The 16,298-nt window shown below is 37.6% G+C and carries 11 protein-coding genes and 1 pseudogene; 7 read left to right on the top strand and 5 right to left on the bottom strand.

Annotated features, from left to right (window positions below; all coding sequences use genetic code 11):
• Window positions 1-887: 887 nt before the first annotated feature.
• The 7 genes and pseudogenes from Q0274_RS02215 to Q0274_RS02185 all read left to right on the top strand — a co-directional run.
• Complete coding sequence (locus tag Q0274_RS02215; RefSeq protein ID WP_298027353.1) at window positions 888-2,858, top strand: alginate lyase family protein; 1,971 nt, start codon at window positions 888-890, stop codon at window positions 2,856-2,858.
• 10 nt (window positions 2,859-2,868) lie between these two features.
• Entirely contained in the window at window positions 2,869-3,993 is a 1,125-nt protein-coding gene (locus tag Q0274_RS02210) for a glycosyltransferase (protein WP_298027352.1), read from the top strand.
• A gap of 23 nt (window positions 3,994-4,016) precedes the next feature.
• Window positions 4,017-5,093 (top strand): glycosyltransferase family 1 protein, encoded by a 1,077-nt coding sequence (locus Q0274_RS02205; RefSeq protein WP_298027350.1) that lies wholly within the window; start codon window positions 4,017-4,019, stop codon window positions 5,091-5,093.
• Entirely contained in the window at window positions 5,090-6,214 is a 1,125-nt protein-coding gene (locus tag Q0274_RS02200) for a glycosyltransferase family 4 protein (RefSeq protein ID WP_298027349.1), read from the top strand. Before Q0274_RS02205 ends, Q0274_RS02200 begins: the two co-directional genes overlap by 4 nt.
• Window positions 6,207-7,571 (top strand): mannose-1-phosphate guanylyltransferase/mannose-6-phosphate isomerase, encoded by a 1,365-nt coding sequence (locus tag Q0274_RS02195; RefSeq protein ID WP_298027347.1) that lies wholly within the window; start codon window positions 6,207-6,209, stop codon window positions 7,569-7,571. Before Q0274_RS02200 ends, Q0274_RS02195 begins: the two co-directional genes overlap by 8 nt.
• 1 nt (window position 7,572) lies before the next feature.
• A complete protein-coding gene (locus Q0274_RS02190; protein WP_298027346.1) occupies window positions 7,573-8,883 on the top strand; it encodes a sugar transferase in 1,311 nt (436 codons plus the stop codon).
• A gap of 2,924 nt (window positions 8,884-11,807) precedes the next feature.
• Window positions 11,808-12,408: pseudogene (locus Q0274_RS02185) on the top strand (IS1595 family transposase); the annotation flags it as partial.
• A gap of 92 nt (window positions 12,409-12,500) precedes the next feature.
• Here Q0274_RS02185 and Q0274_RS02180 read toward each other — a convergent pair.
• The 5 genes from Q0274_RS02180 to Q0274_RS02160 are packed head-to-tail and all read right to left on the bottom strand — an operon-like array spanning window position 12,501 to window position 15,673.
• The gene (locus tag Q0274_RS02180) at window positions 12,501-13,229 is read right to left on the bottom strand and encodes a hypothetical protein (protein ID WP_298027343.1); all 729 of its coding nucleotides are present in this window, start codon (window positions 13,227-13,229) and stop codon (window positions 12,501-12,503) included.
• Entirely contained in the window at window positions 13,217-14,164 is a 948-nt protein-coding gene (locus tag Q0274_RS02175) for a cyclic GMP-AMP synthase DncV-like nucleotidyltransferase (RefSeq protein ID WP_298027341.1), read from the bottom strand. The genes Q0274_RS02180 and Q0274_RS02175 overlap by 13 nt, the downstream gene beginning before the upstream one ends.
• Before the next feature lie 11 nt (window positions 14,165-14,175).
• Window positions 14,176-15,108, bottom strand: a complete 933-nt coding sequence (locus tag Q0274_RS02170; protein WP_298027338.1) for a patatin-like phospholipase family protein — start codon at window positions 15,106-15,108, stop codon at window positions 14,176-14,178.
• A gap of 11 nt (window positions 15,109-15,119) precedes the next feature.
• Window positions 15,120-15,404 carry a helix-turn-helix transcriptional regulator gene (locus Q0274_RS02165; RefSeq protein WP_298027335.1) on the bottom strand — a complete coding sequence of 95 codons (285 nt, stop codon included), beginning with the start codon at window positions 15,402-15,404 and terminating at the stop codon, window positions 15,120-15,122.
• Entirely contained in the window at window positions 15,401-15,673 is a 273-nt protein-coding gene (locus Q0274_RS02160; protein WP_298027366.1) for a type II toxin-antitoxin system RelE/ParE family toxin, read from the bottom strand. Before Q0274_RS02160 ends, Q0274_RS02165 begins: the two co-directional genes overlap by 4 nt.
• Between the last annotated feature and the right edge of the window lie 625 nt (window positions 15,674-16,298).

Here is a 16,298-nt window from a genome sequence, read left to right as displayed (position 1 = left end):
TTATTTTCCATAAAAATTGCGCCCGGTATTGTCGGGTCATATCTATCATCATTAAGCCCGCAATTTATCATTGATAAAGTTTTTTTAAATAGAGAATTTAATGGAATTTTTTCGGTTTACCAAAAAATAGCATCAACTATTTATATTATGTTCGATCCGCTTTATATAGTTTTTTCTCAGAGAGTCCTTAAATTTTATAAGGAAAAGAATTTTATCGGAATCTATAAGATGATGCTTAATATAATTTTTAACGGATATGGATTTATGATGTGCATTTTTATTTTGGGCTCATATTATGTCGTATATATATTTGCGGGAGAGAAATATATAGAGTATCAGCACTTCCTATTCATATTTTTATTCAGCGGATATTGCACATTGATTTCGAGAATTCTTGAATTAAATATCCAGATTTCTGGGAAAAGTCATTATTTTTCTTATTTGGAGATATTTGTAGGAGCGCTAAGCGTATCTTCTCTTTTGTTTTGTGCATATTATTTTGATTTTTACTTCTTTATATATTGTATAGCGGTTATTTCATTTTTTAGATTTGTTGTTTATATGGTAGTTTCCAAAAAAATATATCCAAAATTATTTTTAGGGTATTTTTATTATTTGTTATTTTTATTCTTTCCTAGCATAATCTATATTTTTAAAATATTTGACATGCTATCGGAGGTTTTACTATTTCTATTAACTCTGATTTTTTATAGCTGGTTGGCTATCAGGGCAATTAAAGAATATAAAAGTTGTCCGCACATAGGGGAAGCATAATGTTATATTATTTAAAGCGTCTTCACTCTACTCCGTTTCGCATAGTTTTAATAAAGTTATTTAATAAAATAACCGTTTTATTAAATAACTTTATTAATCGCCGTATTGATTTTATGAATAAAAATACTCACATAAATTCTAACATTCCGATCATCAAAACTAGCTATATAAGCACAAAAGAACTCGACCTGTCAAATATCGATTCGGATGTTGTAAGATATCTATCCAAAATGTACATCGAGCATAAATTTGATCTGCTCGGTAGCTGGTGGGTAAAAAATAGCTATGATAGCGCGGCGCTCGGGCTTGAGGGCTACAAGTACGATATGAATGTCGCGATGCCCGCGAATGCGCCCGAAGGCTACGAGCCGATCGATTGGCAAAAAGATTTTAAAAGCGGCTTTCGGTGGAGCGAGAAAAAATGGTACAAAGATCAGCGCATAGCCCATAAGCCCGGCAGCGATATAAAGGTGCCGTGGGAGCTTGCGAGGCTTCAGCACATGCCGCAGCTTGCTATTTTTGCGATGGCGGATCCGAGTCTGAAAGAGCAAAATTTAAAAGAATTTAAAAACCAAATTTTAGATTTTATCCGCAACAATCCGCCTAGAATGGGCGTAAATTGGACCTGTACGATGGACGTGGGCATCAGGGTCGCTAATATGCTGGCGGCTTACGATATGTTTTGCCAGATGGATGAGGGCGGAATTTTAGATCAAAATTTCAAGCAGACCTTTTCAAATAGCGTCTACGAGCATGCGCTTCATATCGTAAATAATCTGGAATATTCGCCGCACCTTACGTCAAATCACTATCTAAGCGACATCGCGGGTCTGCTGCAAGCTTGCGCGTATTTGGACGGCGGCGGCGAGACGGACGCGTGGCTGGCGTTTGCCGTGCAAGAGATAACCTGTGAAATGAAAAAGGAATTTTACGAAGACGGCGGCAATTTCGAGAGTTCTACGAGCTACCACCGCTTAAGCGGCGAGCTAATGGCGTATGCCACGGCTCTGATACTGGGTCTAAAAAGTGAAAAAATTTCATCGCTAAAAAATTATGATGCAAAGCTTTGGCGCAAAAAGCCGAAACTATTGCCGCCGGACGAGCAGGAATTTAAAATTATAAACGGACAAATAGCGCTGCCGCAGTGGTTCGTGGACAGGCTGTATAAAATCGGTAGATTTACCGCGGACATTACAAAGCCAAACGGCGAAGTGCCGCAATTCGGCGATAACGACAGCGGCAGGTTTTTTAAATTTAGCCCAAACGGTGAGTTCTTGAGTAGCGAACAAGCCGCGCGAAAATATCTAAATTTAAGCGGCTTTGCGGACGGCGACGAGGCGTTTTGGGATGAAAATATCTTAAACCACTCCACGCTAATTAGCTGCATGGGCGGAATTTTTGACGATGAGATATTTAAAAACAATATCTGCTTTGAGAGGAGTTTTATCCGCTCGCTCGCAGGGCGCACGCTGCAAGCAAGCGATAAAACATATAAAAGTCCGAGCGCCTCGGGCGTGAAATTCGGTGAATTGCCGCACCAAAAAAGCATGGAATTTAAAATTACGAGTTCGCAAGAGATCAAAAATATATTTTATCCAGACAGCGGAATTTTTATTTTCAAATCAGATAAATTTTACCTCGCTATCTGCGCTGTGCCGCTTGGGCAAAGGGGTCACGGCGGACACACGCACAATGATAAGCTGGGCTACGAGCTGTGGATAGACGGGCTGGATATAGCAAGAGATCCCGGCACCTATCTTTATACTCCGATCCATAGCAGGAGAAATGAATTTAGAAGCGTCAGAGCGCACAATGTGCCGATTATAGGCGATTTGGAACAAAATAGTTGGGGCGAGGGAGCGATAGGATTATTTGGAATGTTTGCGGAATGCAGATGTGAAGTGGCGGAGTTTGGAGAAAATTTTATAAGCCTCGCCGTAGAATACAAAGGCGTAAAAATTATTAGAAAATTTGAGATAAAAGAGGACAAATTGGAGATTATCGATATGGCAAATAGGGAATTTTATTATAGTAAATTTGAGTTATATTCGAATGGATATGGGAAGTTGATGAAAAATGTCTAAAAAAGTTTTAATGGCTGTTGCGAATTACTATACTTCGCCGTTTCAAGTCGGCAGCCATCACTATGCCAGGGCGTTTGAAAAGCTAGGGTATGAGGTACTTTTTATCTCAAATCCTATCTCGCCTATACATAAAATTTTTGCAAATAGCAACGAGCTAAAAGAGCGGGAAAGAATTTATAAAAAAGGCGGCGAAAGTGCGGGGAGCATTTTTTATTATGTTCCGCGCTCCCTTTTTACTCCTCAAAACAAGCCATTTCTATCGTCGAATTTCGTTTTAAATAATTGGCAAAATTTTACATGCCCGAGTTTGCTAAATTTTATAAAGGAGCGGGGTTTTGGCAAGGTTGATATATTGTGGTTTGATAGCCCGCTGTTTGGCTTTTTGCTGGATACCATAACGTATAAAAAATCGATTTTAAGGATAGCTGACTACGCAAAAGGCTTCGGTGCGGTTTCGGATGCGCAGTTTGACGCCGAGATAAAGATCGCAAATAGCGTGGATACCGTGATATATACGGCTAAAAATTTAAAAGATAAATACGCCGAAATAAAAGACAAATCAAAAATGTATTATTTGCCAAACGGTATCGATCTCGATTTTTTTAAAGCAGCAGATAGGGCTTTACCGCAGGAGCTTGAAGATATTCCTGAGCCTAGGGTAATTTACGTAGGCGCAATACATGATTGGTTTGATGTGGATTTAGTGTATTACTGTGCTAAAAATTTGCCAAATTATAGTTTTATTATAATAGGTCCGGAGCAAAAAGATCTATCTTTACTTAAAAAGCTAAAAAACATCCATATTTTGGGCTCTATACCATACGCTAAAATCCCCGCGTTTTTATATAATTCGCAGGTGGGTATAATTCCTTTTAATGTTAAGGATTATCCTGATTTAGTAAATAGTATAAATCCTTTAAAAATGTATGAGTATCTAGCTTGCGGATTAAAGGTTGTTAGCGTGGAGTGGGAGCAGATTAAAGATATGAGTGATATAATTTATTTGGTTAATACAAAAGACGAGTTCTGCAATGCAATAAAATATAGCCATGGTAAAGAATATGATTTGCAGAAACTTTCTTGGTTCTGTATCTTAAAATTTTTTTTGAAGGGAATCGGTATATATGTGGATTAAATATTATATTATAGGTATAAGATATGCTGTTTGTCAATGCTAGGTTTTTAACCCAAAATATCACTGGAGTTCAAAGATTCGCAATTGAAATTTCATTGTGGCTTAAAAGAATATTGAAAGATAATGTTCAATTCATTGCTCCCAAAAATATAGTTCACGTAAATACGGCAAAAGAGTTAGATGCAATTTGTGTTGGGAATTTTAAAGGATATTTATGGGAGCAATTAGAATTACCGAGATTTTTAATTAAGAGACAAAATCCATTGTTGTTAAATTTGGCCAATATGGCACCAGTATTTTATAGGAATAAAATTACGGTAATACACAGTTTATCTTTTTTAAATAAAGAATGGACTTCTTTTTTATTCCATAATATATATAAAATTTTAATTCCGTTGATAATAAAAAATAGTAAATTTATTTTTACAGTAAGTAACTATACGAAACATGAAATATTATCGTACTATAAGAATATACATAATTTATATCACAACATAGATGTTGTATATAATAGTTATATTGTGTCCAATAAAGATAAAACTATAAATAATAATATATTTAATGGCAATAATATCAAAAAATATATTTTATATGTTGGCTCGATTTCAAAAAGTAAAAATATAACAAATTTGATTGAAGTCGTAAATAATATAAATAAGAGGAATATAAAGATCTCATTATATATAGTCGGTAGTTATAATCCAAAAATATTTTATTCAAATTACATAACAAACTATGAATATGTAAAATTTATTGGACAAATTAACGATTTAGATACTCTGATAGCTTATTATCAAAATGCAATTGCATTTGTTTTTCCATCACTATATGAAAGTTTTGGAATTCCGCCGATTGAGGCACAGGCGTGCGGTTGCCCTGTACTATGTTCGAATGTTACTAGTTTGCCGGAGATTTGTGGCAATGGGGCTTTGTATTTTGATCCAATGAATATCTATGATATGGAAACAAAGATAGAATTAATTTTAAATAATGAAAATTTACAAAACGAGCTTCGTGCTAAAGGTTTTGAAAATGTAAAAAGATTTAGCTGGGAGCGCTCGGCTAAGCAGATTATCGAAATAATGGAGAATTTGCAATGAAAAAAGCCCTTATTCACGACTGGTTTAGCACCTATGCGGGCGCGGAGAAATGCGTCGAGAGTTTTACCAATATCTGGAATGATTTTGAAATTTACGGCCTCATTGACTTTTTAAAGGGTGCCGACCGAGATAAAATTTTAAAAGGCAAGCATGTCCGCACGAGTTTTATCCAAAAACTTCCTTTTGCAAAGGACAAATACCGCAACTACCTGCTGCTATTTCCGCTTGCAATCGAGCAGTTTGATCTAAGCGGCTATGACGTCGTGCTATCCAGCTCGCATGCCGTCGCAAAGGGGGTGCTGACGCACTCAAATCAACTTCACATCTCTTATGTGCACACGCCGATCCGCTACGCGTGGGACCTGTATCATCAGTACTTGCGCGAAAGCGGGCTAGATCGCGGTTTAAAGGGCATGTTGGCGAAGTATTTTTTGCATAAAATTAGGCTTTGGGACGCGAGCACCGCAAACCGCGTGGATCACTACGTTGCAAATAGCCGCTACATCGCGCGCCGTATCAAAAAAATATACGGCAAGCCCAGCGACGTCATCTATCCGCCCGTGGACGTGGATAAATTTACGCTGCGCGAAGCCAAAGAGGAGTTTTACCTTACCGCCTCACGCATGGTGCCGTACAAAAAGATCGATCTCATCGTAGAGGCATTTTCACAGACGGATAAAAAGCTGCTCGTTATCGGCGACGGACCCGATATGGCCAAAATAAAATCAAAAGCGGGCAAAAATGTCGAGCTTTTGGGCTTTGCAGACGATGAAACGATGGCGGATCTTATGGGTCGGGCTAAGGCGTTTGTTTTTGCCGCCGAAGAGGACTTCGGCATCACGCCTGTAGAGGCGCAGGCATGCGGCACGCCGGTGATCTGCTTCGGGCGCGGCGGTGCTCGCGAGACGGTGCTTGATGGCGAGAGCGGGCTGTATTTTATGGAGCAAAACGCAAAGGAGCTGCTCGCCGCCGTAGCTAAATTTGAGCAAAATTATGATAAATTTGAGCCTGTAAAAATCAGAGAAAATTCTTTAAAATTTTCGCGCGCGCGCTTTGAAGCCGAGATTAAAAGCTACGTCGAGAAAAAATATGAGGAATTTAAGGACGGCCTAAATGACTAATATAATCCTAAGCGGCGGCAGCGGCACGAGGCTGTGGCCGATCAGCCGCACGCTTATGCCGAAGCAGTTCGTGCGCCTCTTCAGCGATCGCTCGCTTTTTATGATGAGCTATGAGCGAAACTCCCCGCTATGCGAGCGCACGCTCGTCGTCTCGAACGAGCAGCAGTATTTTTTGGCGCTCGATCAGCTTGAGGCTTTGGGTGCGCGCGGCGTAAAATTTCTTCTCGAGCCCGTCGGTAGAAACACGGCTCCTGCGATCGCGCTTGCGTGTTTGAGCTTAAAGGCCGAGGAGATTGTTTTTGTAACGCCGAGCGATCATCTAATTAGAGATGAGGCGGCGTATAAAAATAGCGTCTTGCGCGCGCACGAGCTTGCGAAGCAGGGGTTTTTGGTGACGTTTGGTATCAAGCCTGCGGATGCAAATACGGGCTACGGCTATATCGAAGCAAACGGCGAGGACGTGTTAAAATTTCACGAAAAGCCCGAGCTTGCGGCGGCGCAAAGCTACATAGCGGCGGAGAATTTTTACTGGAACAGCGGCATGTTTATGTTTAAAGCGGGCGTATTTTTAGGCGAACTAAAAGCGCAAAGTCCTGAAATTTACGAAGCCTGCGTTCGCGCGCACGAAAATTCTAACGCGGAAAATCCGATTAGAATTAAACTAGGCGATATGCAAGAGATCCCCGCAGATAGCATCGATTATGCAGTTATGGAGCGCACGAGCCTTGCTAAGGTCGTGCCCGCAGACATAGGCTGGAGCGATCTGGGAAGCTTTGATAGCTTAGACGCCGAGCTGTCCAAAGATGCGAACGGCAACACCGCTAGCGAGCAAAATATCGCTCTAAATTCTAAAAACAATCTCATCATCGGCTCGGGCCGCATGATAGCCGCCATAGACGTCGAGGATCTCGCTATCGTCGATACCAAAGACGCCCTGCTCGTATGCAGAAAAGGCTCTACCCAAAAGGTAAAGCAGGTGGTGGAGCGGCTAAAGGATAGCGATCTAGCGCGCGTGCACGTAACGACGCATCGCCCGTGGGGCAGCTACACGGTGCTCGAAGATGAGCGCGGCTACAAGATCAAGCGTATCGTCGTTAAGCCCGGCAAGCGGCTATCGCTGCAGAAACACTACCATCGCAACGAGCACTGGATCGTCGTTAGTGGCACTGCGTCCGTGACTGTGGGCGAGCGAAATTTCTTGCTACGCGAGAATGAATCTACGTTTATTAGGATGGGCGAGGTCCATCGTCTCGCAAACGAGGGTAAAATCCCCGTTGTACTAATCGAAGCTCAAGTGGGCAGCTACACCGGCGAGGACGATATCGTGCGCCTGCAAGATGATTTTAATAGGAGTTAGGATGAAAAAGCAACTCTGCGTTTTGATAATCTTGGCGGTCGATATTTTCGGCATCTGGCTTTGCTTCGGACTTGCCGTGGTGCTTAAAAATTTGCTCTACGGCGATAGCGTGCTACTGGACATTGGCAGGTATCAGGGCTTCGCGCCGTCCTACGTCATAATGATATTTCTATTTTTTTATCAGGGGATCTATTCGAGGCGATATGATTTTTGGCACGAGAGTAGAATTTTAGTGAGAAGCTGCTTTTTTGGGCTTTTGCTAAGCCTAGCGCTACTTGCTTTAATCAAAGTCAATTACGAATTTTCGCGCGCCAGCTTTATTCTGAGCTTTGCCTTTATGGCGGTGGTTTTGCCGATTTTTAAGCTCATAACGAAAAGGGAGCTTTTTAAATTTGGCCTATGGCAGAAGAGGGCGAAAATTTTAGGCGAGGGCGAGGAGTTTGAGAGCGCCGTCTTAGAAAGCGCGTATTTAGGATATGTTAGAGCTCTTGGCAGCGATTACGACGTGTTGTTTATCGGCGGAAGCAGGCTTGGGGCGAAAGCCTTGAACGAGCTTATCGAGCATAATATCAGAAAGAACAAAGAAATTTTATTCACCCCCGTGCTGCGCTCATACGACTTTACGCAGGCAGATATTTACAGCGTTTTTACCTCGCGTACCAGCCTCTTTGCGATACGAAATTCTCTGAAAGGCCCTTTAAATTTAGCTCTTAAACGCGGACTTGATTTGGCGCTAATTTTCTTAGCGCTTCCCTTGCTGGTGCCGATTTTTAGCGTAATCGCGCTGATGATGAAGCTAAAAGAGCCCACGGGGCGCATATTTTTTTCGCATCAAAGGATGGGGTTTGGCGGCAAGCCGTTTGGATGCCTGAAATTTCGCTCGATGAAAGAAAACGGCGATGAAATTTTAGCTCAGTATCTAAAGCAAAATCCGCAAGAGGTGGAGTATTTTGAAAAATATCACAAATATGAGCATGATCCACGTATCACGAAGCTGGGCGATTTTTTGCGAAAAAGTTCGCTAGATGAGCTTCCGCAGCTGATCAACGTCCTAAAGGGCGAAATGAGCATCGTTGGTCCTCGCCCATGCGCACAATACGAGCGTAAGGATATGGGCGAATACGCATCTCTTATCTTATCCGTCAAGCCTGGTATTACTGGGCTTTGGCAGGTGAGCGGGCGCAGCGACGTGGATTTTGCGACCAGGGCGGGCATGGATGCGTGGTATATGAAAAACTGGTCGATCTGGAACGACATCGTCATTATTTTAAAAACTTTCAAGGTCGTTTTGGCGCGCGAAGGGGCAAGTTGATGGTTATCGAATCCTTAAGACGGGGCGCATGCTTTAGAGATAAATTTTAAATTTAATATGGGCGCTTCGACCAAGATATTAGAATCGCCCTGAGTTAAATTTTGCCACGATTTAAAATACATATACATAACAATACAATTGCGCGGCAATAGCTAGGAGTTTGCAGTGCAAAATTTGAAATTTTGAAATTTAATCGCATACTTGCGTAAAATAAGACTACGCAAAAATGGTGATAGTTTAATGCACGCGATTAAGATGATGTAGTATCTGGGGAAAATTATTAGCGCAAATCGTATTGCTTAAGCACACAAAAAAGGCGCTACCCGATAAAATTTACTGCCGCTTTCCACTTCTGCTCGAATACTGCGACGAAAATTTTTACAAGACAGATAAATTTTTGCTCTCGCTTTCGCGCCGACGCATTTTAAAATTTTAAAATGCCTATCTCACAAAAGCTGCAGCTATTTTAAAATTTTGGGAATTAACGGATAAAATTTTGATCTATTTGAGCGATAAAAAGTGGTGTCCCGTGTAGTATCTATGCAACTTTTAAAAACGCCCCATAATACGTGATTACAGAATATCGCTCTATAGTCGTTAAAGACTATATAACGAAATTTGCTATCTCTTAAGGAGACTTTAAATAATAAGCAAAAATGGGTTAAAACCTATAGACCTTAAGAAATTTAGCTTAAGCTTTATAACAGCTCAAGACTTAAACCCTTAAGGAGGCTAATTAAACACAATTTTTACTTAGTGCTTTAAACGCTTATCCATAAAACATATTCTTATTGGTATAAAGAATACAATAGATAAAGCTTAAGACACTATTTTTGTCCTTATGCGTCGGAGATTATATTAGAAAGATCTTAAAAACTACTTAGTCGAAATTTATTGATACTATTTTTGAGCTTTCCTTCTTAGCTAAAAAGTGCCTAAAAGCCTTTAAGCTTCTTTAAATTATAATGGGTAGGAAAACTTGATAGAATAGGTTTGGTTCGATAGTCTTTTAAAATTCTTTAAAAGCATGGGCAAGCGATGCAATTTCCTACACATTGCCAAAATTTCTAAAATACAGAGGGTATGATTCAAAATTTAAGCAAATAGATAAAAAGTAGTGAAATAAAAAAGGGGGGGGCAAATCTAGCGCGGCAAGAGTAGCTAGAATAATAAAGAACGCTAAAGTGTTTATTCACATACCAACAAACGTCAAAGCAGCCATCCATCAGATTATGGAGAAAACAAATAATATAGGAATATAAAAGAGCGATGAAAAGACCAAATAGTGAATAAAAGGATAAAGTAGACATTCTAAAAGCTTTATGCACTATAACACTAAAAGCAAGCATCAAGGCTTAATAGTTGCAGCGATTAAAGCATTAAAGCATCAAGGTGTTAAGGTGTTAAAGCACTTAAATGTTATTTCAAAGTAAAGCTTAAAGTATGGCATTTGAAGCAGCTGTAGCATTTGAGGTAGCAACTCAATACATCAAGCACCTAAAGCATTAATAAAGATCAATGATGATAAAAGTATTAATAAAGGCAAGTAAATCTGTAATAGTAAGGCATAATAGCAAATAAATCGAGCGTAATAAAGAAACAGAGAATGTCCGCACGATCCGCTTGATCGTAAATATATCGGAGGGCAGTAAAAACATTAAAAGAATAAGCAAACCAAGCGAATAAAGCATAGTAAGAATATAAAGAAGCACGAGATGTCTGCTACTCAAAGTGGATAAAGCGTTGAGTTAAACACTCAATGCCCAAATATAGGCGGGAAGTATTCGACAATTATAAGAAACTAAAAGCCGGGGTTAAACATACACGGCAAAGAGCCTATGAATATCAAGCAGAATTTAAACAAAGCGACATAAATTTAAGTAAGAAGTATATAGTCAAATCCTATGCAGCCCGTATAAAATAACTGAGATATACGTAAAAATCATCGTATTACAAATATCGGTGCAATACCCCAATGACGATAGACGATATAGGCACAATATACTACCGCCGGCAGTTGCTGCATTATACATATCTAAGTAGCTATAACCAAGAACCAGACTGAGATTAAAAGACGCCGGACTAAATATCAAAGTACTTTAAACCAGACTAAGATTAAAAACATTATAAAGTGCTATAAATTCTAATAAACGGTGACGATGCTTTAACGACGGCAATACTCAAATATACAAACTAGTCCTAAACGATTAAACATTACCCAATAGTGAATCTCTTAAAAGTCATACGGGAATTTAAAGCAAATTTATTAAGATTAATATGCAAGCATAGAAATTTTGCACATTAAAAAGTTATACCCAAATTTAAAGCCTACTCCAAAAAGCAGAGGAAGCTTTTCGAGGACAAGGACAAGAATATAAAACGCTTCATGTCATATAGTATTAAAGCACATCATAGTATTAAAACATCTCATAATATTTAAAAGAAGTCATAGAGCATTGCAATCACAAAGAAACAATATCTTTTAAGCTTATAGCTTTTATAGTTATGATGATTAAAAAATACGCGGGTATATTTTCAAATTTACGTGTAGCTGTAATATACAAAAAATACCGCCCTCAAAAGAGAACTCCTATAACGTGTTAAAATGTCTCAAATAGGTGCAATAAAGTGAAATGCGACGGAAAGACACACTATAAATATCCGTCAAGAGCCTATCGCCTCTTGACGGATAGCCCCATTCTATCGGTATTTATAGCTTATGTACAGCACGCTTCATGGCGTAAAATGAAACGCATGGAACGGCAAATGAAACGACCTCTTTAAGAAATTTATTCTGTTTGCTTGCCTATTTGCTATTGCATTACGCCTTCTTCTGCTTATCAATTTGTATGTTTTTCATACTTTTATTTTGGCTCTCTTTAGCTTAATCCCAAGCAAAGGACCATTAGGTTACGGCGAGCGCAATGAAAAACAAATATATAGCCCGTTTCCGAATTCTAGAAAAAATTTAGAGAAATTCTGAAGTATTTTGCAGAGAATATAGAAGCATCAAAGATATAAAATTAACTAAAGCGATAAAGTTCCCAGCTGACAATCTCGCCTAGAAGCTTCGCTTCGAAATAAAACGAAAGCTATTTTCGATCTAAACGGGTAAGGAGCAAAAGAGGTAGATACATAGCAAACGAAATCCCGTTATTTCTACTTCGCTTTGCTTATAGCTATAAACAGACAGTATGTTTAAAAGAGACAGCAGAATTTATACTCAGATAGTCAAAACTGCTATGGCTAGCGAACCAATACCGATATTATCGTATATAGTGACTTTGATGGGGGCGTGATTTATTCTGATTGCCGGAAAGCTTGTGGCGGTTTAGTGGATCATGGAACTAAAGCACATTACAGAGCAAAACACTCAAAGAATGAATTTGCTAATGATAAAAAACCATATAAATGGCATTGAGAATTTCTGGGGTTATGCTAAGCACAAATTATCTAAATTTAAAGTGATAAAGAAAGACAATTTTTTACTACACCCAAAAGAATGCGAATTTAGATAACAGTAAAGATACAAGAGAGAGTCCGCTTAAGTTTCGTTGAGCTAAAAATTATTTTTTAGTTGCATGTCTTTTATGTGTTATTATAAAAAATTAAAATTATCAATAGTTATGATGGCCGTAGTTAAGTAGTTGTCTAAACTCATTGAATAAAGCTTGTTTTACCTTTTTAATACCACACCATGCTTGATAGTGACACTTCCTTATTTTGCTTTTTTTAAATTTATTCTTGCAGCACAAGCAACTACTCTGTCTACATATACCAACAATATCTCTAAAATTAATTTCTCCATTATATTTTATTATTTTGTACATGCTCCTAAAGTTTAAATTTTCCTCAGCTATAAATTCCAATAATCCAAGCACACCATGGGAATACTCTCCCCAAGGTGCCCTGCCGTATTTATTATAGAAACTAACCCAATACAAATATGGTTCCAATAAATTTATAAAAAAATCTTGTATATTAAAAATACCATTTGCAAAAAACGATTTTTCTTTCGGATATACCGTTAAACAAAATGAACCGTCACTATTCATATGAAGTTCATCCGTATTTTTATTTATAGCTTTAGCAATATTTTTTATCTTATCATCTAAATTAATCACTTTTGGAATTATCGATGGAATGTGTGTTTTTAAAAAAATAACAATAGAAAAATCGTCAACTATTTTTATACCGTTATATGATCTATAAAAACAAATTTTACCAGCTATTCTATCTTTTAAAATTTTAAGATCAGGATAATTTTTACACAACCATTCTTTTTCGGCATCACAAAGTACTATTTCTTTTTCTAGGCTACAAGATTGTAAAACTATATTAGCCATGGCTTATTTGGAGTTGATATAATTGCCGAGCAAGATAAATTCTTAATATATTCATCAAAAAAATCACTATTAAAAAATTTTCCCCATATCATCAATACCTTCTTTTTGTCCTTTGTTAATTCCAATTCTGATAAATACTCATCAAACAAAGCTTGCAACTCATTGTATAAATTTTCTACTCTTCTTTTATGCTTATCGCTATTTACTATTTCTTTTGAATTTAAAGGATTTAAAATAGATTTATTATATTGCAGTCTATTTTTTATTTTTTTAAGAGTATCATAAAATGCTTGATCGTCACGAGCTTTTATAGGCGCATAACATTCTACTGCCAATATTGTCAGAATTAATCCGCTAGGCATATCCCAGGTTTTCCTACTAATAGACCAAAATTTTAAAAACCTAACTATTCTTCTAAGTTGTCTTCCGTTACTATCATCTGGGCTTTTGTTTATGACGGCATTATCAAACCACTCAACAATCTCTTTTGGGTTCGATTCCTCCCAATCAGAACTTGCCAATTCTTGCTTATCATCCTTTTTTCTATATATAGCCATATCAACATGATGTCCTTCGCTATAATACACACGAACACAATTTTTTAGTACCTCTGGTGCTTTTTGAAATCTATCATCTTGTATCGCCCTATAAACCATATCTTTGATATCTTTCGAAGTCATATTTCCTATTTTTGAGTTATCAAAGACAACGCCTACATCTATGTCGTAATCATTATTAACATGTTGAACTATTGTCCTCATGGAATACGACCCCTGACTTATCGTATCGTTATAAGCAGGACTATTATTGTTCCGCAAACCATTCTTTAGCCTATCTAAATTTATATCTCTATACTTTCCAAGAGTATTCCACAAGTTACCAAGTCTTACTTTTTCGTTGTAGAATTTATTTAACTCGCTGTTGCAATCGACCATTTTACATCCTTTTACAATAATTTTTTAATTATCCAATTAGTATCACTACCATCTAAACTAGAAAAATTTAATAAGTTATTTATATCTTTAGCGTCATCCAACCCCATCTTCATTTTTAGTTGAGGATTAATCCTTTTATAACCGTTTTCATAACCTAGCTGTTTCATAAAAGTTTTGGTTTGAAATTCTGCTAACTCAGATTGAGTATTGAGTAAAATTTCTACCAGTGGAGCATTTGGCAATAGCCATTTTATTATAGTATTTTTTAAACTATTAGGGTTATATGGAAGCATTGAAAACTTACCGGTTCCTACCGAAAGCAATGTTATTCCGCTAGTACCTATATCATTATCACAAAACGAAAGCGCATCAGAGAGTGCTATCAAGGATGGATTATTGGCAACTATGCCACCATCTATTAAATTTGTAGAGTGCTTTAAATCCATCTCTACCTCAAAATAGGTTGGAGCAGAGACTGAAGTCAAAATCGCACTATATAGCTTCTCGTCTGATCTAGAAATATTTGAATCATTATATTTTGATTTATATAGTCTCGGTTCCATTCTTACAATATCTACAGCAGTTACAAGTAAATGCGTTTTTACATCTTCAAATGTAAGTTCACCGAAGTATTCCTTGGCTTTTTGCTTAAGGATATCTTTTTTATATTTAGTTCCAGGTGTGAAGAAAAATCTTTTTGTTTTTTTTGAAAAAATTTCAGGAATATCCTTTTGGTATAAAGCTTTTATGTCGTCTGCTCTTTTACCTATTGCCAATAAGCCAGCAATTATTGCACCGGTTGACGTTCCGGCAATTAAGTCAAAGTATTCACCCAGTGATTTTTTTGATTCATCTTTGGTATTTAAAATTTTTTCTATATTTTCTAATATGCAAGCCGTTAGAAAACCCCTAACTCCACCACCGTCTAATGTTAATATTTTCATGGCAGCTTTCCCTAGCGAACAAAATTTACATCAAGCCTATATCCTGCAGCATTTGCATAGGCATTTAAAGTAGAGATTGTTGGTGAAATTTTAGAGTTTAGGCTCTCTAATCTTGAGATGTTGCTTTTACTAGTATTCATTCTACTAGCCATCTCCTCTTGGGTCAAATTTGCGGCTTTTCTAATCTTTATCAGTTTTAGTTTTAGCTCGAATTCAACTTCAAGTCTATCGTATTCTTTTTTAACTTCACTCTTTTTTAGCGCTTTTTCTTTAAAATCTTCGAAAGTCGGTCTCATTTTATCTCCTTTGCTCTTTGCATAATAATCTTCATATCTTTTTTGGGGATAGCGTCTGATTTTTTAATCACGGTATGCAAAATAACTATCTCTTTATTTATTACGTTAACAAATACGCTTCTTGCGATACCCTCCTTGCCTTTTGCTCTAAACTCAAACAGCCCGTTCCCAAGAGGGGCACTGTGCGGTCTACCTAAATTTGGCCCAATCTCTCTTGCCATCTCAAGTACCCTAAGCAAATTAGCCAGCATTGTACCCGGTAAAGCCAATGTCTCATCTTCGACACTTTTGTCATAAAATGTAATTTTCCATGATTCGTTTTTCATAGTTGCAATATTATCATATTTGATAACCTATTGTCAAATTTATAGCATCAGTACAATTGTAATACACTGTATAAAATTACAAAAAGTAAGCAGATCTTTTAAACCTCTCTTGTTTATTTTATGACGTTTATCATTGCCGATTTACCAGCCCGAGTTTTTTATGCAATATGTCGCAATGCTATTTTTACTCTTCATAATAATCTAAATTAGAGGATTTGACGGGTAGATGAACCTGCTTGGATATAGCAGCTTTTATATAAGAGATGCCTTGGAATATAAGTATTTTAAAAACAACGGCCTTTATCTAGCCTTTGATATCAGCAAGCTTAGCTCTAAGGGGAAAGAATACCCTGCAGAGAGCGAAATGTTTGGCGGAGAGGGCGTAGGCCCGAGAGAAATATTTCGGGCTCTTTTATCTATGATCTTTTGGCGGTTTTTCCTGTAAAGAGCTTATATCTTTATCTCCTACTATAAGCTCTCCTTTTCCTATAGTAGCTAAGCTTTTACTCATATAGTAGGATAGGTTTCTATTATTAGCGTAGTTAATCGATGAAATTTTAGACTTAGG

This window comes from uncultured Campylobacter sp., from assembly GCF_937973075.1.
Taxonomy (GTDB): Bacteria; Campylobacterota; Campylobacteria; order Campylobacterales; family Campylobacteraceae; genus Campylobacter_B.
Note: the sequence above shows the minus strand (reverse complement) of the source record. Positions and strands in the feature narration are given on the sequence as shown.